At 39.7% G+C, this 20,296-nt stretch carries 15 protein-coding genes and 1 pseudogene; 9 read left to right on the forward strand and 7 right to left on the reverse strand.

Features of this window, described 5'->3' with window-relative positions:
• Positions 1 to 294 precede the first annotated feature (294 nt).
• A pseudogene (locus tag QL229_RS13710) lies at positions 295 to 1,265 on the forward strand (integron integrase).
• A gap of 249 nt (positions 1,266 to 1,514) precedes the next feature.
• Here QL229_RS13710 and QL229_RS13715 read toward each other — a convergent pair.
• Both QL229_RS13715 and QL229_RS13720 read right to left on the reverse strand, forming a co-directional pair.
• On the reverse strand, positions 1,515 to 2,921 hold the full coding sequence (locus tag QL229_RS13715; protein ID WP_281547081.1) for a TIGR00366 family protein: 1,407 nt from the start codon (positions 2,919 to 2,921) through the stop codon (positions 1,515 to 1,517).
• A gap of 160 nt (positions 2,922 to 3,081) precedes the next feature.
• A complete protein-coding gene (locus QL229_RS13720; RefSeq protein ID WP_138558176.1) occupies positions 3,082 to 4,302 on the reverse strand; it encodes a Xaa-Pro peptidase family protein in 1,221 nt (406 codons plus the stop codon).
• A gap of 129 nt (positions 4,303 to 4,431) precedes the next feature.
• On the opposite strand from QL229_RS13720, the gene QL229_RS13725 reads away from it, so the two are divergent.
• Complete coding sequence (locus QL229_RS13725) at positions 4,432 to 5,511, forward strand: Xaa-Pro peptidase family protein (RefSeq protein WP_138558175.1); 1,080 nt, start codon at positions 4,432 to 4,434, stop codon at positions 5,509 to 5,511.
• A gap of 3 nt (positions 5,512 to 5,514) precedes the next feature.
• Here the strand turns inward: QL229_RS13725 and QL229_RS13730 are convergent, their stop codons facing one another.
• Together QL229_RS13730 and QL229_RS13735 are read right to left on the reverse strand one after the other, a co-directional pair.
• Positions 5,515 to 6,123: a flavin reductase gene (locus QL229_RS13730; RefSeq protein WP_281547082.1), complete on the reverse strand. Its 609-nt coding sequence runs from the start codon at positions 6,121 to 6,123 to the stop codon at positions 5,515 to 5,517.
• A gap of 10 nt (positions 6,124 to 6,133) precedes the next feature.
• Positions 6,134 to 6,880, reverse strand: coding sequence for an SDR family NAD(P)-dependent oxidoreductase (locus QL229_RS13735; protein ID WP_138558173.1), 747 nt, complete (start codon positions 6,878 to 6,880; stop codon positions 6,134 to 6,136).
• Between the two features lie 423 nt (positions 6,881 to 7,303).
• Here QL229_RS13735 and ppc point away from each other — a divergent pair, with 423 nt between their 5' ends.
• Positions 7,304 to 9,949, forward strand: coding sequence for a phosphoenolpyruvate carboxylase (gene ppc, locus QL229_RS13740; RefSeq protein WP_138558172.1), 2,646 nt, complete (start codon positions 7,304 to 7,306; stop codon positions 9,947 to 9,949).
• On the opposite strand, the gene QL229_RS13745 is transcribed toward ppc, so the two are convergent.
• A complete protein-coding gene (locus tag QL229_RS13745; protein ID WP_138558171.1) occupies positions 9,946 to 11,982 on the reverse strand; it encodes a HAMP domain-containing sensor histidine kinase in 2,037 nt (678 codons plus the stop codon). The two genes, ppc and QL229_RS13745, sit on opposite strands and share 4 nt — an antisense overlap.
• A 339-nt stretch (positions 11,983 to 12,321) precedes the next feature.
• Between QL229_RS13745 and QL229_RS13750 the strand changes: the two genes are divergently transcribed.
• Positions 12,322 to 12,690 (forward strand): hypothetical protein, encoded by a 369-nt coding sequence (locus tag QL229_RS13750; protein ID WP_135926551.1) that lies wholly within the window; start codon positions 12,322 to 12,324, stop codon positions 12,688 to 12,690.
• 197 nt (positions 12,691 to 12,887) lie between these two features.
• On the forward strand, positions 12,888 to 13,787 hold the full coding sequence (gene cdd / locus QL229_RS13755) for a cytidine deaminase (protein WP_253038974.1): 900 nt from the start codon (positions 12,888 to 12,890) through the stop codon (positions 13,785 to 13,787).
• Here the strand turns inward: cdd and udp are convergent.
• The gene (gene udp, locus QL229_RS13760; RefSeq protein ID WP_135926553.1) at positions 13,784 to 14,539 is read right to left on the reverse strand and encodes a uridine phosphorylase; all 756 of its coding nucleotides are present in this window, start codon (positions 14,537 to 14,539) and stop codon (positions 13,784 to 13,786) included. The genes cdd and udp overlap by 4 nt on opposite strands.
• A gap of 145 nt (positions 14,540 to 14,684) precedes the next feature.
• Between udp and QL229_RS13765 the strand changes: the two genes are divergently transcribed.
• The 4 genes from QL229_RS13765 to QL229_RS13780 all read left to right on the forward strand — a co-directional run bounded on the left by QL229_RS13765 (position 14,685) and on the right by QL229_RS13780 (position 19,108).
• Positions 14,685 to 15,464 (forward strand): DUF2189 domain-containing protein, encoded by a 780-nt coding sequence (locus tag QL229_RS13765; RefSeq protein ID WP_199526905.1) that lies wholly within the window; start codon positions 14,685 to 14,687, stop codon positions 15,462 to 15,464.
• A 288-nt stretch (positions 15,465 to 15,752) separates the two neighbouring features.
• Positions 15,753 to 16,862 (forward strand): arginase family protein, encoded by a 1,110-nt coding sequence (locus QL229_RS13770; protein WP_135926555.1) that lies wholly within the window; start codon positions 15,753 to 15,755, stop codon positions 16,860 to 16,862.
• Between the two features lie 127 nt (positions 16,863 to 16,989).
• The gene (locus tag QL229_RS13775) at positions 16,990 to 17,688 is read left to right on the forward strand and encodes a transporter substrate-binding domain-containing protein (RefSeq protein ID WP_138556576.1); all 699 of its coding nucleotides are present in this window, start codon (positions 16,990 to 16,992) and stop codon (positions 17,686 to 17,688) included.
• A 130-nt stretch (positions 17,689 to 17,818) separates the two neighbouring features.
• Positions 17,819 to 19,108 (forward strand): hemolysin family protein, encoded by a 1,290-nt coding sequence (locus tag QL229_RS13780; RefSeq protein WP_135926557.1) that lies wholly within the window; start codon positions 17,819 to 17,821, stop codon positions 19,106 to 19,108.
• Positions 19,109 to 19,125: 17 nt separating this feature from the next.
• On the opposite strand, the gene iadA is transcribed toward QL229_RS13780, so the two are convergent.
• The gene (gene iadA, locus QL229_RS13785; RefSeq protein ID WP_135926558.1) at positions 19,126 to 20,292 is read right to left on the reverse strand and encodes a beta-aspartyl-peptidase; all 1,167 of its coding nucleotides are present in this window, start codon (positions 20,290 to 20,292) and stop codon (positions 19,126 to 19,128) included.
• Between the last annotated feature and the right edge of the window lie 4 nt (positions 20,293 to 20,296).

A 20,296-nucleotide genomic window follows, 5' to 3' on the forward strand; every position in this document is an offset into this window, starting at 1 on the left:
AAGTTATGGGATAACCCCAAGGTAAGTGTGGCTCAAATTATAAGAATAGGATCTCCGCGTAGCGGCTTAGTTCAACATGTTTATAGCGAGCTAATCGCGCGTTTTTCTACCACAGCGTAGCTCGTTTTTCTTATTAGATTATTTCTAACAAACTTGTTAACTAATTACCAGTGTTATTAAAATTTAGGAGTTCTCGCTTTTACCTCAGGATAAAAACGAGCGATTGGGTCGTTTTCTTGACTATACGAGCGACTGAGCTAAAACTGTATATATATACAGCTTCATTTCAAAGGAATGAAAACTCGCTCTCCTTATTTAAACTACATTGCAGACTATATGCTCACTCGTCAGTATTCATTAAGAACAATTAATGCTTATTTAGGTTGGATCGCAAAATTTATTCACTTTCACAACAAACGTCACCCAAGCTCAATGGGAGATGCAGAACTCAAAGCGTTTTTAGACCATATTGTATTAAAACGTAATATGTCACCTAGAACACAAAGTGCAGCTTTAAATGCGCTCGCTTTTTATATAAACATATTGTCAAAAATGAGCTTTCTTTAAACTTGAATTTTGCACGAAGTAATCGACAACCCAAGCTGCCTGTAGTGATGACGCCTGATGAAGTAAAGCAATTGATGAGTCATCTTTCCAAGCGATATTACTTAATCACGGGGTTAATGTATGGAAGTGGTTTGCATGTGATGGAAGCGGTGCAATTGCGAGTAAAGGACATTGATTTTGATTACAAATGCATTCAAATTTGGAACGGGAAAGGCAAAAAGCATCGTATAGTTACTCTTGCAACGGAGTTGATCCCACTACTTAGAAATCAAATTTTGCAAGTTGAAGAATATTTAAGATTAGATTTACAAAACGAGCGATACGCAGGTGTGTGGATGCCTAACGCTTTAACTCGTAAATATCCCTCAGCTAATAAATCACTAGCGTGGCAATACTTATTTCCTTCCTACAAATTAAGTGATGACCCAGAAACTGGCGAGATACGTCGCCACCATTTCCACCCTACATGTGTTAGAAAAGCGATTAAAAAAGCATTAAAGCAAACCAATATTACAAAGGTTATTACGCCTCATACCTTGCGCCATTCATTTGCAACGCACCTATTGCAAAGTGGCGCCGATATTCGCACCGTTCAAGCACAATTGGGCCATTCTGATGTCAAAACCACACAGATTTACACCCATGTTTTACAACAAGGAGCAAACGGTGTTGTAAGCCCATTAAGCAAAATTTTCTAGCTATTATTAAAGGTGCGTTAACTTATCATTCAATGTTTAGGGCTTGGACCGTTTCTTGATTGCTCAAAGCAGCAGTTAGAGCATTTAACCTAACTTATTTTGGGGCAGAATCAAGTTACGCCTAATGTTATTATTTTGGCACAAAGTCGTCCTTCAGCACCAACTCATTTCTATCTAAAAATGTGTTGCTACAAATTAGTTTATATAAACTAAAAAAGCGCCTACGGCGCTTTTTTAAAATCGACTAAGTTAATTTAGTGTGGGCTGGACATCTAAGCCATAGCCAAACATTACTGCTAAAACTAATACAACCGATGCTGCGACCATTAGCTTAATCAATAGTGGTAAACAGAATCTAAACCAATGGCCATAAGGGACACCAGCCATGCCTAAAATACCCATAAGTACGGCATTAGTAGGAATGATCATATTTGAAAAGCCATCACCAAATTGATAAGCAAGTACGGCGACTTGCCTTGGTACACCAACTAAATCACCTAGTGGCGCCATTAGTGGCATGGTGACATAAGCTTGCCCTGAACCTGAAGGAATAAAAGTATTGAGTAGGGTTTGAATAACCAGCATGCCGATTGCAGATATTTCAGCTGATACATAAGAAAGCGGTAACGACATGCCATGTACAAGGCTATGCAGGATTTGACCGTCTTCTAAAATAAGGGCAATACCGCGTGCAACACCAATTAACACTGCGGTGGTAACAAGATCAGATACGCCTTCTATAAATTTGTTTGCAGCTTCGTCAGCAGAAAGTTTACCTAGAATGGCTACAACCACACCCCAAGCAATAAAAACACCGCCTAGTTCGTATAAGTACCAGCCCTTTGTAGCGATGCCCCATACTGCAATTGCAAGGGTAATAATGAAGCTGCCTAAAATGAGTTTATGGCGCAGGGCAAGTGCTGGGTAACTTGTTGCTGTTTGATTTTCGAGTGGGCAAGGCACGCCAATCATCATTGACTTAGATGGGTCGTTAGCTACCTTTTTGGTGTATTGCCAAACATGATGAAAACCAATGAGCACGAATGGAATAAAAATGGCTAAACGTAACCACAGGCCAGAGTAAACAGGAATACCTGCAATTTGTTGTGCGATTAATACGGTAAATGGGTTAAATGCCGAAACACCATAACCAATACCATAACCTGCGACTATCATACCTACGGCGGTCATTGCGTCTAAGCGCATTGCTTTACAAAGGGCTACTAAAATAATAACAAAAGGAATATATTCACCGGCGGTACCAATACTGCTTGATGCTAAGGCAAAGCAAAACACCACCATAAAAATTAACCGCTGCGGCTTTTTACCGTGGCGCTCTAAAAGCCTACCAATGAGTGCATCGACAGTGCCTGTCGCACGTGCAACAGCTAATACGCCGCCAACAATTAACACAAAGAAAATAACATCTTGAGCAGCAGCAAAAGCACGAGGTATGGCTTGTAATAAATCCCATGGGGTTAAGTAATGCCGCTCAGCAACCGTTTGATAGGTGCCTGCAGCGACCATTTCGCGGCCAGATTCACTTAATGTGGTAGTGAAAAAACCTTGCGGTACTAACCATGTAGCAATAAGTGCAACGACCATCATGCTAAGCAGAAGTATCAAGGTATGTGGAACTTTAAAACGTAAACCCATTTATTCTCCGTAATTATGTTAGGTATTTAAGTTAAATTCTTAAAATCATAACATGATAAAAGCTGATAGGTTGTCTCTTAACTAAACACACTGTTAAAGATTGTAATAATTTAGATACAGAAAAGGCCAGAAAACTGGCCTTTTGATAATGATTGAAATTTTATTTAGCTAAACCAAATGGGTCATCAATGCTATGAGCCGGATCGGTAAACCAGCGCGGGCCTTCGTCTGTCATATAAAAATGATCTTCTAAGCGAATACCAAACTCATCAGGTACGACAATCATAGGTTCATTACTAAAACACATACCTGTTGCGAGTGGGGTAGGGTTTCCACCAACTAAGTATGGCCATTCATGAATATCTAAACCAATGCCATGGCCTGTTCTGTGTGGGCAGCCCGGTGTTTGATATTCTGGCCCCATGCCATTTTCGGCTAGGTACTGTCTTGCAGCATCGTCTACTTTGCCACATGGCTCACCAATTTTTGCAGCAGCAAAAGCAGCAAGTTGGGCATTTTTCTCGTGCTGCCAAAACATACGTTGACGTTCGGTTGCTTCACCAAATACATAAGTACGGGTAATGTCAGAGAGGTAATCATGCACTTTACAGCCAGTATCAATCAGTACCACATCACCTTTTTTAAGGGTTTGCGGGTTTTTAACGCCATGCGGGAAAGACGACGCAACACCAAATAACACAATACAAAAATAGTTACCCGGTGCGCCGACTTTTTGGTGCGCTTTTTTAATAAAGGCTTCAACCTCAGTGGTGGTAATACCTTCATAAAGCATACTTGCCGTTGCTTTATGTACTTCTAAAGTCATGTCCATAGCACGTTGCATTAAGGCAAGTTCACTGGCTGATTTATGCATGCGGGAGTGAGCTGTTACGCACTGTGCGTTAACAATGTTGTAATTGCTATTAGCTTTATTAATACCGTCGTAGATGAAAAACTGTGCGCTTTCATCAATACCAAGGGTGCCGTTTTTGCTAATGCCCATTTCTGAAAGTACATCTACACACAGTTGGTAAGGATTTTCGTGCTCTTGCCAACCTCGAATTGGGCCATCAATCACCATAAAATCGTTTAAGCTGCCGATTTCAAAAAACGGTGCTATGTATTGCACATCACCTTTAGCAGGTAAAATCGCGCCAACTAAACGCTCACTTGCGTACCAACGCATACCCGTAAAATAGGCAAGGTTAGTACCTGCATTTAAGTAAATTGCGTCAATATTGTTTGCTTGCATATACGCTTGTGCTTTTGCGATACGCGCATGAAATTCGTCGTTTTGAATAGGGGTTAAATCTGTTGTCATATCTGACAAAGAGTCAAGCGCCTGCTCTGGCGTTTGTGTGCCAATACCATATGTTGTCATTGTGTACTCCTTGGTTTTTTGTGCATTGTGGCTTGAGTAAACAGCTGATGCAAACTCACTGCGACTAATCGCATAATATTCGTATTTGTGGCGATTATTGTTAGCATGCGCAAAAAATAAGGAGCGACAATGCAAGTTAATTACTTAAAAAGACAAGCTGAATTTAAAGCCTTGCTAGAACAACAAGGTTACAGCGCCATGTTAGTACTAGGTTATGAAAATATTCGTTACTTAAGTGGTTTTAGTGGTAATGCCGCTTATGCATTAATTACTCAAAATGATTGTGTGTTGATCACTGATTACCGATACCACCAACGTGCAATTGCAGAAACAACAGGATTTGAAGTTGTTTGCCGAGACAGAGACAACGAAACTCTTGGTCATTGTATTAACAGGCACCTTAGCCCAAACAGCCATGTCGCATTTGATGCAAGTTATGTCACAGTAGCAATTTGGCAAGGTGTGGCAGATGATCTTAGCGGCCATACTTTAACAGCAGTAAACGGCTTAATAGAAAAACTAAGACGCGTTAAAGATAGCTGGGAAGTGGCGCAAATAAAGGCTGCCGCAGCCATTGCTGATGAAGCATTAGCACAAACGCTGCCTTATTTTAAACCGGGTGTAACTGAGCGTGACCTTGCCTTAGAGCTTGAATTTAGAATGCAAAAGCTAGGATCAGAGGGTATGTCGTTTGCCACTATCATGCTATTTGCAGAACGCTCAGCCTTGCCGCATGGTAACCCGTCAGATCAGGTTTTAAAGCAAGGTGACTTTGTAACCCTTGATTTTGGTGCAGTTGTAAATGGCTATCGCTCTGATATGACTCGTAGTTACATTATTGGCGAAGCATCAGAAAAACAAACCCGTATTTATAATACTGTTCTAGATGCACAAAATACAGCACTTGAAATGGTTAAACCGGGTGTTAATTGTTTAGATTTAAATGCCATATCAAACAAGGTGATTGCTGATGCGGGCTTTGGCGAGTACGCAGGTAAAGGTCTTGGCCATGGTTTAGGGTTATTTTTACATGAAGTGCCATTTATCAACACACTGACAGACTACAAGCTTGAAGTAGGAAATGTGATCACCATTGAGCCTGGAATTTATATACCAGGCTACGGTGGTGTGCGCCTTGAAGATGACATAGTTGTCACCGAATCTGGCTTTGAGGTGTTAACCCAAGCGCCTAAGCCATTCATAATCTAAGATTCATTTTTTAGCATAGGCTAAGCGGGCTAAACGATCAGTTACGTGGTAACTATCAAGCCCGCTAACGGCCACTGTGCCAATGGCTTCAATATCGACAAAGCCGTCTTCTTGCAGACACGCCTCATCTAAGTAGATATCAGTTATTTCACCTATGATAAGTTCCGTGCCATTGATGGCAAGGTGGTGGTGTTCTTTGAGTTCAAGGGCATATTTAAGCTTACTTTCTTTAACAAAAGGCGCCGTAAAGTTATTTAGGTATTGAGTAGTGAGGCCTGTTGCATCAAATTCAGACTCGTCTTTATCGTAGGGTGCCGATGTTTGGTGCGCTTTGCTATAAATGTCTTTGTTGACATGGTTAATCGTATATTGCTTAGTCGCTAATAAGTTCTCTAGGGTGTGGCGAGGCACTGAATGAGGGCGAATTATCATACCCACTAAAGGGGGATGTGCGCCAAGATGAAATACTGAACTCACAATGGCTAAATTAGTTTGGCCGTTACTATCTTGTGTGCCGACTAGGTTAGCACTTTTAAATCCCGACAAACTATTAATTAAATGGGCGCGGTAGCGGCTTTCTAAATCTGCAATGGCTTGCTTTGTTAAATGCATAATTTTCCTGTTACCAGTCTATGGGTTTTCCTTGCCAGTCAAAGTAGGCTGGGCTGGGTGATTGTTGTAAATAATCAGCATCACTTATCAATGAATACAGCTGCTCGGCTACAAACTCAGGGGTAAATAACTTTCCTTCGGGTACATTTGCCTGAAACGGTTTTGATAGTGGTGTATCAGTGGTACCTGGGTGAAATAACACGCAGTGGCATTGTTTATAGCGCCTACTAAGTTCGATCGCAGCGGATTTAAATAACATATTTAAAGCTGCCTTCGACGCTCGGTAGCTATACCAACCACCTAACTTGTTATCGCTAATACTACCAACACGTGCACTCAACGCACAGATAACCGAAGCTACTTGCGGCTTTAAAAGCGTTGAGAATAAAGCCACACAGCGAATTGGCAGTAGGGCATTTGTATGCATGCTATTTATAAAGTGCTGCTCAGATATTTGTTCAAGTTTACGTTCAGGTACGTGCTCTGGATCATGCAGTAGGCCATTAAATATCATTAGTTGAGCTAAGTCATATTGGCTGTTGGCAAGTTCTTTGGCAATTTCACCTAAGCTTTGCTCTGAGTAATCAGTTGTAAAATGCTGGTGGCTGATTTCATTGTTCGATGTCTCATCAAAATTAGCATTATATTTATTACGGCTGATGGTGACGATATGACCACGACTGATTTGTTTTTTTAATGTTGTGAAATAGGCTTTAGCGATTTCACTGCTTGCACCGCACAGAATAAAGAGTTGCATTTTTGACCTGTTATAAAATATTTAAAAAACTTTTTTAGCTCAATCTATCATCAATAAGTATTGCGATCGCGATTTAGAATCTAATTTACCTAAACTAAAGTAGATAAAAAGGCTCGGTAAAAATTTGACCAAACTGATATTAAGAATGCCTTAATTTACGCGTATTTTGACAATTTAATTGGTAAGTCCATTTTACCAATTGTGTGTGTCGCTAAACCTTGTATCAAAACAAACTGCGTGTTTATTACACTTTTATGTTGATAGATTGGTTATTCTTTTTTACGAGTTTGTTAGAAAATTCGATCTATTAAATTAACGCCGACAATGATATTAATAGAAAGGATCAGTATTTAGCTGCGTTCGTGCTTGGTTAAATACTGCGCAGTAAGTACTTTCAACTTAGCTAAAGAAAGGAGTATGAGAATGAGTGAACAATATGCTGCACTTCGCGGTAATGTTAGTATGCTTGGACAAATGCTGGGTCAAACCATTAAAGATGCACAAGGACAAGCCATTTTAGATAAGGTAGAAGAAATTCGCGCTTTATCTAAATCGTCACGTAGTGGTAACGAGGCCGACAGACAAGCGCTTATCGATGTACTACACGCTCTCACAGATGAAGAACTATTACCGGTTGCACGCTCATTTAATCATTTTTTGAATCTTGCTAATGTTGCTGAACAATTTCATACCGTATCGCGTTTTAATGATGTTGGCTTTTGCCAATTAAACCCTCTCACTCAAACATTAAAAGCGTTAGCAACAGCGGCAAAACAAGGTCAAGTAGATCCAAATCACTTGGCACAAACACTCTCAAAACTCCACATAAACCTTGTACTAACCGCACACCCAACAGAGGTGACGCGTCGTACTATGATTAATAAACACGTTGAACTTAGTGATTGTCTTGCATCTTTAGAGCGTAAAGACAATTTACCAAGCGAACGTGCTGACTTATTAAACCGTATTGCTCAGCTAATTAGCCAAGCATGGCATACTGACGATATTCGCCGTTCGCGCCCAACGCCAATTGACGAAGCAAAATGGGGCTTTGCTGTTATTGAAAATAGCTTATGGCATGCCGTACCGCGTTTCTTACGTGAATTTAGCGAAGATGTAAAAACTGAGCTCGATTTAGAGTTGCCGATTGATTACAGCCCAATTGAGTTCACTTCTTGGATGGGCGGAGACCGTGATGGTAACCCGTTTGTAACTGCTGAAGTGACACAGCAAGTACTTGATCATGGCCGCTGGATGGCGCTTGATTTGTATTCGCGTGATATCGAAACGCTAAGCAATGAGCTATCAATGTCAGATGCAAGTGATGAGCTTATTGAACTTGCAGGCCAAGACTTTGAACCATATCGTGCGGTACTTAAAAAACTCAAGAATCAAATTACCGAAACTGTGACGCATTTAGGCGCTAAAATTAAGAAAAAGCGTACTGATTCTGAAGATTTAATTACAGATATAGCGCAAATTAAACACCCAATCGAAGTGTGTTATCGCTCGCTGATTAAAACCAATATGAAGGTAGTTGCCGATGGTTTACTGCTTGATGTACTGCGTCGTATTAACAGCTTTGGTCTACGCCTTGCTAAATTAGATGTTCGTCAGGATTCGTCGCGTCATGGTGATGTTTTCTCTGAGTTAACACGTTATTTAGGCTTAGGTGATTATCATCAATGGCAAGAAGAAGACAAACAAGCATTTTTACTTGCTGAGCTAAATTCTCGCCGTCCGCTTATTCCAAAACATTGGCAACCGAGCCCTGAAGTACAAGAAGTGCTTGATACATTTGATGTAATTGCAGCGCAAGATGCACAAACATTCGGCCTGTATATTATTTCGATGGCTCGTACTGCATCTGATGTACTGGCAGTGCAGTTATTGCTTAAAGAAAGCGGCTGTAAGTTTAACTTACCGGTTGCGCCATTATTTGAAACGCTAGATGACTTAAATAATGGTAAAGATGTTATTGAATGTTTACTTGATAACACCTGGTATCGTGGTCATATTCAAAACCAACAAAATGTGATGATTGGCTACTCAGATTCTGCAAAAGATGCAGGTATGATGGCTGCAGGCTGGGCACAATATGAAGCAATGGATAAGCTGGTTCAATTAGCCGAGAATCGCGGTATTGAGCTTATTTTATTCCATGGCCGAGGTGGTACGGTTGGTCGCGGTGGCGCGCCAGCTGCACAAGCACTTCGCTCACAACCTCCTGGTTCATTAAAAGGTGGTCTGCGTGTAACAGAGCAGGGTGAAATGATCCGCTTTAAGTTTGGTTTACCAGCTGTTGCTCTACAAAGCTTAAATATTTATGCCGGTGCAGTACTTGAAAGTAACCTGCTACCACCGCCAGAGCCGAAAAGCGAGTGGCGTGAAGTGATGGAACTTATCAGTGCTGACTCGTGTGAGCATTACCGCCAAGTTGTGCGTCATGATGAAAACTTTGTACCTTACTTTAGAATGGCAACGCCAGAGCAAGAGCTTTCTAAATTACCACTGGGTTCTCGCCCAGCGAAGCGTAACCCAAATGGGGGTGTAGAAAGCCTTCGTGCAATTCCATGGATTTTTGCTTGGAGCCAAAACCGTTTAATGCTGCCTGCTTGGTTAGGTGCGTTAACAGGTCTTAAAGCTGCTTTAGATAAATATGGCATCGAGACACTTCACGAAATGAGCTTAAAATGGCCTTTCTTCCGTGCTCGATTAGAGATGCTAGAGATGGTATTTAGTAAAGCCGATAGTTGGTTAAGTGCTCATTACGATGATGCATTGGTAACTGAGCAATATAAACCACTTGGTGTGAAGCTTCGCCAAGAGTTGAGTGAGGCAATTGAGCTGGTGCAGTCATTAAGCCCACAAAAAAGTTTACTTGCTGACCAACCTTGGATCAAAGAGTCGATTGCACTGCGTAACCCGTACACTGATCCACTTAACTTACTACAAGTGGAGTTATTACGTCGTTCACGTGCAGCAGATGAAAACTCTGAAGGTGATATCGATAATGCCCTAATGATTACAATGACTGGTATTGCTGCAGGTATGCGCAATACAGGTTAATTGATGTCGTCAACTAATCGTGCATCGATTGGTAATGTAATCACAAACCGTGCGCCGTGCTTTGATGGTACGGCGCATATATTGCCTTTCAAGTTATATTTCACAGCATTAAAAACCACGTTCAAACCAAGCCCTAAGTGATGGCCACCTAAATTAGTGGTATAGAATGGGGTAAAAATTTCTTGCAGGATTGATTCCTTAATGCCTACGCCGTTGTCTTGATAGATAATTTTGACATAGTCATTACCTGCGCGGATGGTAATGTCTACCTTTCCTTCTGCTGTATGTGTAAAACCATGTTCATATGAATTAATAACCAGAGTTTTTAGAATATCCTCTAAAATTGAGGGGCAGGAAGTAATGGCTACACTGTCTCCATCAACATGATAAGTAATTTTCTTACCCAAATATTTACTCATAGGCTCTAGTTTATGATGAATAAAGTTTTTTAATGGAATACTTGATAACGGTTTGTCTAAGTTAATAGACACATTAAGTGCTTTAAATTCCTCAACAATACCTGCTAAGCGGTTAATAGCTGAAATAACAAGATCCTTGGCCTTGTCGGTGTTGGTAATAAATTCATGGAAGTATTTGCTTGATAAGTTTTGTTGTTTAAATTTATCTGACAAAGACTCTAAATATTCGTCGATGAGTGAACTTGCTGTGACAATTGTGCCTATTGGTGTATTTAATTGATGGGCCATGCCAGAGACTAATGAGGTTAAAGAGGCTATCTTTTCGATTTCAATTAAATGATCTTGCGTTTCATTTAATTGTACTAGTATCTTTTCAAGTTCTTGTTTTCGCTTATCAATATTATTTATCGCGATAAAAGAACCAAACAAGATGATTACCAAGCATATTGATATGACGATAGTAAGATCTTTAAACGCCTGCGCTTTTGTTGCTTTTACTTGCTCTGCCCGTGTAAGTTCTGCAATTTTGAGCTCTTTAGCTTTTGCATCAGCCTGCGCTAACGCTTTAGCTAAATTAACATTTGCTTGGCGTTTTAAAATTTCCGCATTGATTTGCGCATAGTGTTTGTATGCAATCAGTGCTTCAGCATACTGTTCTTGCTTTTCAAGTAGTTGTGCAGTCAACTTGGTAACTTCAAGTTGAGTCGTGATATCAGATAGCTTAAAAGTATGTGTTTCAATCGAAGCGAGTAAATTAAGAGCTTTGTTCGCTGAATCTTGTGCATCGTATGTTTGCGCTAAACATAAAACCACACTTAAGTAATCACCGCTGTAGGTTTGAGTTTTTATAAGCTCTACAGCATCAGTTAGAAATTCTTCTGATTCATTTAACATACCTTTTAAACGTAATACCTTTCCCTTCAATACAAAACTTTTACTTAGATGAGCAGTAAAATCGTGGCGTTGTTGTAATATTATCGCGTCATTTAATACATCTAATGCATGATCAAAATCACCTAAACCAATTAGCGCTATTGCAAGGTGGGTACTTGCAAACGACTCATCTAGGGGCTGATTCTCTATTTTTGCGGTATCTCTGTATTGTTCAAAAGCGATGGTAGCGTCACGGTAACGTTTTAAATTTAGGTTAATCAGAGCAATATTTATTTCGGTTTGTTGTAAAAGGTGCTTTCCGATTGTTTTTGCCACAGGTAATGCATCGCTATAATAGTGTAATGCATCTTGATACATGCCTAATCGGGCATAAATACCGCCAGATATGTTTAAGTAGCCATACATTAAATCCTTATTACTCGACTGTAATGCTATATCCATGAAATGAACTAGTGTTTTCATGGCTTGCTCTAATTCATCGTTTTCAAGTAAAAACCAAGCCTTATAATTTGTGATTATTGCTCGTTGTTCTAATGAAAATATTACTGTGTCGGAGGATAATAATGAATTGACTAGCTGTAGGGCATTGGTAGGAGAGCTGGCATAGGTTTCAGTAATTGAGGTTTCTATTTCTTTAAATTCAGTTTCTGTGATTGCTTGTGACAGAGCAGTACTTGTGAACAGCATCAAGCATAGATAAAACAGAAAACGAATTTTCATTTCAAATAATCCTTTATACAAACCAGAGTAAGGATGGAAAGTGCATAATCCTTTCGTCTACATATGTGAGGTTATTTATTATGGATTTTAATTAGAAATAGAGTTATACGAAAAAGCTTAATAATGGATTAGAAAACTCATACATGTTCAAAAGGTAAATAGATTATGAAAGTAGGTAACATTTGCGGGTATAAATCCAATCCTTAAGTGTGAACTTTGCAACTGGTCATACCTATTTTATTGCTAGGTATTGACTAAGCAAGGCAGATCCATAAAATAGCCCGGCTTTTATTCAGCAACCATTAATTTTACCTTTACCCACGCATTTTAGAGTAACCTATGTCGAACGTGTCAACGTGCATCACTTATGATGCATCGACGTCTTTAGTGATGATGACGTTAAGAGGGACTGCAAGTGCACAGGATGTGATTAATTTTTACCAAATAGCCCATCAATATTCAGTATTATATGGGTCAGAAAAAATTCTTGTTGATGTATCTGAGTTAACCCATGACTTCGCACCAGCAGACTTGTTTACTATAATGCCAGTGATTGCTAACTCGTTAAAGCGAGCTGTATTAGCTATTGTGGTGAGTTTCGATGGCTTTATGCATGACTTATTTGTGCAAAAAGCTAAACGTTACAACCTTCAAGCCGAGAATTTTGAGTGTTTTAGTAAAGCTAAAAATTGGCTAGTTCATCAATAAACAGAGAAACTAGCTGAAATTCATTTTCTGTGTATATTTGCGCTTACAAAAAATGCCTATTTAACACTTTTTTGTTGTAAATTTCGAGACACAGCGCGTTGAAACCTAGTATTTAAATGCATAACCTTTTAAACTGTTTAGCCAATTAATAATTATAATTTGTTATGACAGTAACTAGGAAAGACGTATCTAATTCTGTGTCAAGAACAACACCTTTTGACTTCAGTGATGAGCAAAAGCAATCTCTTTTTAGTCAGTTGAAAAGCCAACGTGGCATCTTATCTCAAGCTGATATTTTATTACTTTGTGAGCAACATCAGTTAACAGAGTCACAACTCTTAAAAGCGTGTGTACCTGTTGCGAGTTTGTTTTCTATCGCACCAATTTCAAAATTCTATGTCGGTGCTATTGCACAAGGTAACAATCAGCAAGGTGAAACGACATTCTATTTTGGTGCTAATGTGGAGTTTTCTCATCAAGCGCTAAGTTTAGTTGTTCACGCAGAACAATCTGCGATAAATAATGCATGGTTAAACGGTGCTCAATCAATAGATAAAATTGCGATCAGTGATGCCCCTTGTGGATACTGTCGCCAGTTTATGAATGAGCTCAGCACAGCGCAATCACTTGAAATATTACTTCCTGAAAGACACTTTACTTTACATGAGCTTTTGCCGTATTCGTTTGGGCCAACAGACTTAGGGAATAACGAAAGCTTATTCTCACAGGAAAAAAACGACGGTCATTTCGATAGTGTTAATGAGCTCGATCAGAAATTAGCTGAAACAGCGCTAAAAGCTTACGTACCTTATACCGCGAACTACTGTAGCGTTAAAATCACGACTTTTGAAAACGGTAATTTTTACGGAAGCTATGCTGAAAATGCGGCTTACAGCCCAAGTTTATCACCGCTTCAAAGTGCTTTAAGTCAGTTTTATCTTGCTGGGTTAAAGTTTGATGATAAGACGGTTAAGTCGATCACCTTGTTAGAAACACAAGGGGCCGAAAATCAGTATGAGGTGGCTAAAAGTGTGCTGGCAAGTTTTGATAACCCACCAGCATTCGAGCACTGTATTGCTAAGCTAGTTAAAGATTAGTTTAGCAATAGTTTTGCAGCTTCAATGACTACGGCGACTGACTTTTTCTCAATCTCGCCGTGGTCAACATTAGGAATTTCTTGCTTAGTACGGTTTACTAATACACCTGCAACACACGCTGCGCGTAAGCCAAGTGCTGCACACATAGTGAAAAGTGTTGCTGATTCCATTTCATAGTTCATCACACCAAGCTTTTGCCACTCTTCACAGCTACCTTGTAATGAACGAGGAACATAACCTGAATAGGTATCGTAACGTTCTTGGCCTGGATAGAAGGTGTCACTTGAAGCTGTAATGCCAATATGGAAATTAATGCCTAAATTATCACAAGCATTAACCATAGCTTGTGTTGCAAAAAAGTCAGATACCGCAGGGTAGCTCAATGGCGCGAAGTGCTGACTTGCACCATCTAAACGAACAGATGCTTGGCTAATTAAAATGTCGCCTTCATTAATGTGTGGTTGAATAGCACCTGTTGTACCAATGCGTAAAAAGGTATCAATACCTAGCTGTGCAAGCTCTTCAACAGCAATTGATGTAGATGGCCCACCAATACCGGTTGAACAAACTACCACGCTGTGGCCGTTTAACTCACCACGATATACATGAAATTCACGGGTCTTCGCTAAGCACTTTGGGTTATCGAGAAGTGTTGAAATGCGGGCAGAGCGATCAGGATCACCAGGGACAATTGCCAGTGTTGCACCGTTTAAGTCCTCACGAGTGAGCCCTAAATGAAATACCTTTTCCATTATTAAACCTTATTTTTGTCTAAAGCGTAATACTTTAATCATACGTGTTTAAAGTACAGGACAGATGTCCTATTAGATTACGAATGTTGCAAGATTTGCACAGATAACCTAAACCTAAAGATGTAACGATAAAAGAGGACCTATTATGCCTGCTTCATCATCTATGAGTAAACATCATGAATTTGCTCGCTGTTTAGAGAGTGCTCATGTTTCTATGGCTGCTCCGTTTCATTGGCTTGCTTTAGCGTTTAAAGATATTGCCAATGCGCCAATCCTAAGCTTAGTGTACGGTTTAGTTTTTACACTAATACCTGCAGCAATAATGTACTTTGTGTATCAATTTGATACACATCTTGTCATTTTGCCAGCGGTTGTTGGCTTTGCTCTTATTGGCCCTGCATTTGCGGCTGGGCTTTACGATGTTGCTTGGGAGCTAGAAAAAGGGCATAAACCGACCTTAATGCACAGTTTAAAATCAATGTTTAGAAACCCCGCTGGTGAATGGGGATTTGCAGTATTATTAATGGTGATTATGATTGTGTGGATGAGACTTGCTGCATTGATCCACGCACTGTATCCGAATGTTGTAGATCCTAGTTTTGAGCAGTTATCTGCGTTTTTAACGCTCGGCAGTATTGTCGGTGGTATCTTACTGGTAACAGTTTTTGCTATTTCAGCATTTACCCCGCAGATAATGATGGAAAGGCGCGTAGATATAATGACGGCGGTTATCTCATCGATGAATGCAGTAAAAACCAATGTAGGCGCAATGGTTGTTTGGGCTGCTTTAATAATATTCATGGTATTTCTAGGATTTGTCACAGGAACGGCTGGGTTTATTGTTATTATGCCATTATTAAGCTACGCGAGTTGGCATGCTTACATTGCGGTGATAAAAACTAAGAAGCCAAGGGGTTACGAATAATGAGTATTCACCTTGCTTGAATATAAATCTATTGCAGCAATCTAATAGGTTGCTGCAAAATTTGACTTTCCCTCCGTGCATGTTATACCTGCCAAAATACCACGCTCATTGAGTTATTGAGCACCCATAATAAGTCTCTTTAGAAATAATAAACTATAAATTTCAAGAGGTTAATTTTTCCTTCTTCTCATGATAAATGTGATGCTTGCATCGCGGTTTCTAGATTATGAGAAAGCGTAATTTTAACGATTACGAATGAATATGCAGTTATTTAGCAGCGGAGTAGAAATGAGTAACACACAAAAAGCATTTCACGAAAAACTAAGTCAATGTCTTTGCCCACCAGGCGATGGTGTTTTTACGGTAAATACAGCGAAAGAACGTAAAGATGCCTTACGAACAAAATTATACGGTCAGACAGAGAACGTAGACGTTCTTTGGAAAGAGTCATTAGAGACACTAGCAGACTCAGAACATAAAGCTGTGATTCTTGGGATCAGCTCTGATTGTGGTGGGGGTATTTTACGTGGTGCTAACTGGGGCCCGTTATTTTTACGTTCTACCTTAATTGATCAACAACCACAGGCTCGCGCGTTCGACTTAGGTGACGTTCGTGTTATTCCGCATTTATTGCATGATAAATACCTAAACGAAGCTACAATCACAAACTGTCAAAAAGCACTCTATGCTGATGAAAACAGCGAATACCATGTATCACCATTGTCTATCACTGAAGATGTGTGTGATGGGTTTTATGCCAACTACCCAGATAAAGGTATTTTCGGGATTGGCGGTGACCATTCAATCAGTTATCCGCTAACCAAAGCGTATTTAAAAGCAAAGCGTGACGCAGGTAAACGCACTGCAATTATACATTTTGACGCCCACACTGATTTACTTGTAGAGCGCTTAGGTATCGATTTATGTTTTGGTTCATGGTGTACACATATCCTTGAGTACCTACCTGCACCGCGTAACCTTATTCAATTTGGTATTCGTTCAAGTGGTAAACCGAAACAACACTGGGAAGAGACTTTTGGTGTTAAGCAGCACTGGGCACATGAAATTATTGAGCGTGGTGCTAAAGCTGTTGCTGAAGAAGTAATTGCCCAGCTTAAAGCTGATAAAGTTGATGAGCTTTATGTGAGCTTTGATATTGATGCACTAGACGAAGCATTTGCTTCTGCGACAGGCACACCTGAAGCAGGTGGCTTAACACCACAGCATGCGTTAGACATTTTAGTTGCTTTAGCTGATGAGTTTCCAATTACCGGGGCTGATATGATGGAAATTGCACCATTTACAGACAGCTCTTTGATTGGTCAAACGAGTTCTGAAACAACGCTTAAAGAAGGTGCAAAAATTTCTGCCTTTTTAATTGCTGCGATGAACAAGTAATTTGCCTTGATGCAACAGGGGAGTGTGTTACTCCCCTTAGTCATTCCTTAGTCTTAAAAACATTCCATTATTCCTAACTACACGCTATATTATTATAAAAAATAATTATAAATTTGGTTTGTCTGCGATGTGGAAATCTCTAGCCTTGTTATTGCTTATTATTGCTAAACCTAGTTTTGCAGCAATAACAGTGGTAACTGAAAACTTTCCAAACTTCCAATATCAGAACGAACAAGGTGAGTTAGTTGGCTCTGTCGTGGGCAAAGTTAAAGCTGCCCTCGAAAAATCAGGGATGCAGTACGACATATCAATTAATACTTGGTCAATTACATACAATGCTGCTTTACGTGACGCAAACACGTGTATTTTTTCATTAGCACGTATTCCTTCCAGAGAGAAAAAATTTAAGTGGATACATAAACTTGAAGGCTTTTCAGCATCTTTTTATGCATTTAAATCAAATCGGCTGAGTATCAATAATCTCGATGATGCGAAAAAATATCGTACTGCAGTTCTAAAAAATAACTATTCCCATGTTTATTTAAAAGAGCAGGGTTTTAATGAAAATAAACAGTTAATCCTGCTTGATAGCTTTGAAAATATTTACGACATTCTTAAGAGTCGTCGTACAACTGTTGATTTAGTGGTATTAAGTGACCAACAATATCAATTTGAAAGTAAAAATGATCAAAGCCTTTCTTTTCTAGAGCCTGTTTATCAGCTACCTGTTGCACGCGCTGATTTATACTTTGCTTGTAACGGAAATATCGACCCAGTGACTTTAGATAAGCTCAATAAAGCCTTTGTTTCCAGTGATTTAAAATAGCACTTGTTGATTGCGATAAAGCAGTTATAATCAGCTGCTTTTTGACCATTCTCGCCAAACTCTAAACAGCATAAGTGAGCAAAAAGTTGTTTGCATTCAACAGTCTGAATGCTTTTTACTAGGAGCCACAATGAGTGACTTACTCGTTATTATGATATTAATTTTGATCAGTGCGTTGTTTGCAATGAGCGAAATAGCTATTGCTGCATCACGTAAGATAAAATTAAGGGTCATGGTCGACGAAGGCAATAAAAAAGCCCAGGCAGTATTAACGTTGCAAGAGCAGCCGGGGGCATTTTTTGCGATGATACAAATTGCCTTAAATGCGATTGCTATTTTAGGTGGTATTGTCGGTGAGCAAGCTTTATCACCTTATATTGAACAAATTTTAGGGATGATTTATCAAGGCCCGTTACTAAGTCAAATTAGCTTTTTGATTTCGTTTTTTAGCATAACCTCATTATTCATTTTATTTGCAGATTTACTGCCTAAACGCCTAGCGATGATTATGCCTGAGGCTGTTGCTGTCAATGTGGTGTCTATAATGCGTTGGGTTACCTTTGCATTAACGCCATTTGTTGTGTTCTTTAATGGCACTACAAACTTTATTTTACGCGCCTTTAAAGTTCCGGCTGAACGAGAAGATATTGTTACCACAGAAGACATCGTTGCAATGATGGATGCTGGGGCTGAATATGGCAGCCTACAACAACAGGAATATGAGTTAATAGGCAATGTGTTTGATTTGGAGGCCCGGTTTTTATCGAGTGTGATGACTCCACGTGATCAAATTGTATTTTTTGATGTAAAAGCTGATGCCCAAGAAGTCGCTACCAAAATTATTGAGCACCCGCATAATCACTTTTTAGTGTGTGATGGTAGTTTAGACAAATTAATTGGTTCGGTTGAATCAAAAGATATCCTTCGTAAAGTACTTAAAGGGCAAACTGCTGAGATAGATAGTGAGTTAATCAGCCGTGATATTTTTTACTTACCAGAAACACTCAGTCTTTCTGAAGCATTAAATACCTTTAAAAAAGCAGCTGAGCCATTTGCTGTTGTTGTTAATGAATATGCACTGATGGTTGGCATTGTCACTGTTAAAGATTTAATGAAAGGCTTTATGGGTGATTTGATCAGTCATCAGGGCGAAGAGTTAATTATTCAACGTGATAACACTTCTTGGTTAGTGGATGGCCTGACACCTGTGGTTGAGCTTGCTAAAGTGCTAGAGATAGAAGAGTTTCCTGATCAATCACATTATGAAACTGTTGCCGGATTCCTTATTTATACGATGAAGCGACTTCCGAAGCGCGCCGAGTTTATACACTTTGGCGGGTTTAAATTTGAAGTGGTTGATGTTGAAGGAGTGAAGGTCGAGCAACTATTAGTTACTCGAATTTCAGAAGAAAGCAATTAAGGCTGCTCGTGCAGCCTTTATTCAAAAGTATCTTTCACTATTGCCTTAGCTTGATGCACCATGTGTACGCCATTTGACCAACACTCAATGGGCTGCAGTGATGCATTATCAAGTAACACCAGATCTGCATCTGCATTGATAGTCACTCTACCTTTATTAATACCAAGCACATCAGCTGGATTTGAGGTAATAGCCATTAATGCGTGTTCAACCGATACACCATATTCTTGAACGGCTTCTACAAACGAGCTATGCAATGTTGATTCTTTACCAACTTCAAGACCTAATAGATTAAAGTTATCATCAAAAATAGGTAAGCTTGCATGACCATCAGAGCTCATGGTGAGCTTAGTCGGTTGTACATTATTTTTAAGGCAGTAAGCCAGTGCCTGCGCGGCTGAATATTCACCATGGGCAAGATCATACTCTGTCGTGCTTGTGGTAAAGTCGATAGTGCCACCCGCTTTGCAAAACGCCACGCCCGCATTGAGTAAAGCAAGATTTCGATTCATATGCGTAGGATAAAACTGGCTAAGCGAAATATCAGTTAAGCTATCTATCTCATGTAATAAAGATAAGTGACTATCTACTGGACCTACATGAATACTAACCGTGCCTTTTTTGCCACTTAACATGCCAGCCACTTTTGCTTCAGCGGCTAGTTCAGCAAGTTGCTGAGCCGTTGGCTGACTACTGCGATGATCAGAAATGGCGACTTCACCGACACCAATAAACTCCTCAATATACATAATGTCATTCGTTATTGAACCAGTCAGTGTTTTAGCAGGTAAGTGATATGAACCTGTATGGCAAAAAACATTCAATCCTCGTTCTTTAAGTGCTTTTGCTTTTGCAATTAAATTACTATGGGTTCGACTACTTGAGTCAGTACCAAGCGCGGCGATAACCGTTGTTGTACCATGCAATGTTGCATCTGTTAGGTTCATTTCAGGTGTTCTGCTAGCAAAACCAGCCTCACCGCCACCACCTGTTATATGGACTAAAGAGTCAACAAACCCCGGAGTTAAAATGCAATTAGATCCATCAACGATGGTAACACCATGATAATTTTCGATATTAATTTCAGGCTGTATATCCACGATTTTTCCGCCCGCGATTAAAACATCTTGGTTTCCAAGCGGCGAAGGAGCGAAAATATCGGCGCCTTTTATAAGTGTTAACATAATT

Origin of the sequence: Pseudoalteromonas sp. PAR1 (genome assembly GCF_947311895.1) — a bacterium.
GTDB classification, from domain to species: domain Bacteria; phylum Pseudomonadota; class Gammaproteobacteria; order Enterobacterales; family Alteromonadaceae; genus Pseudoalteromonas; species Pseudoalteromonas lipolytica_C.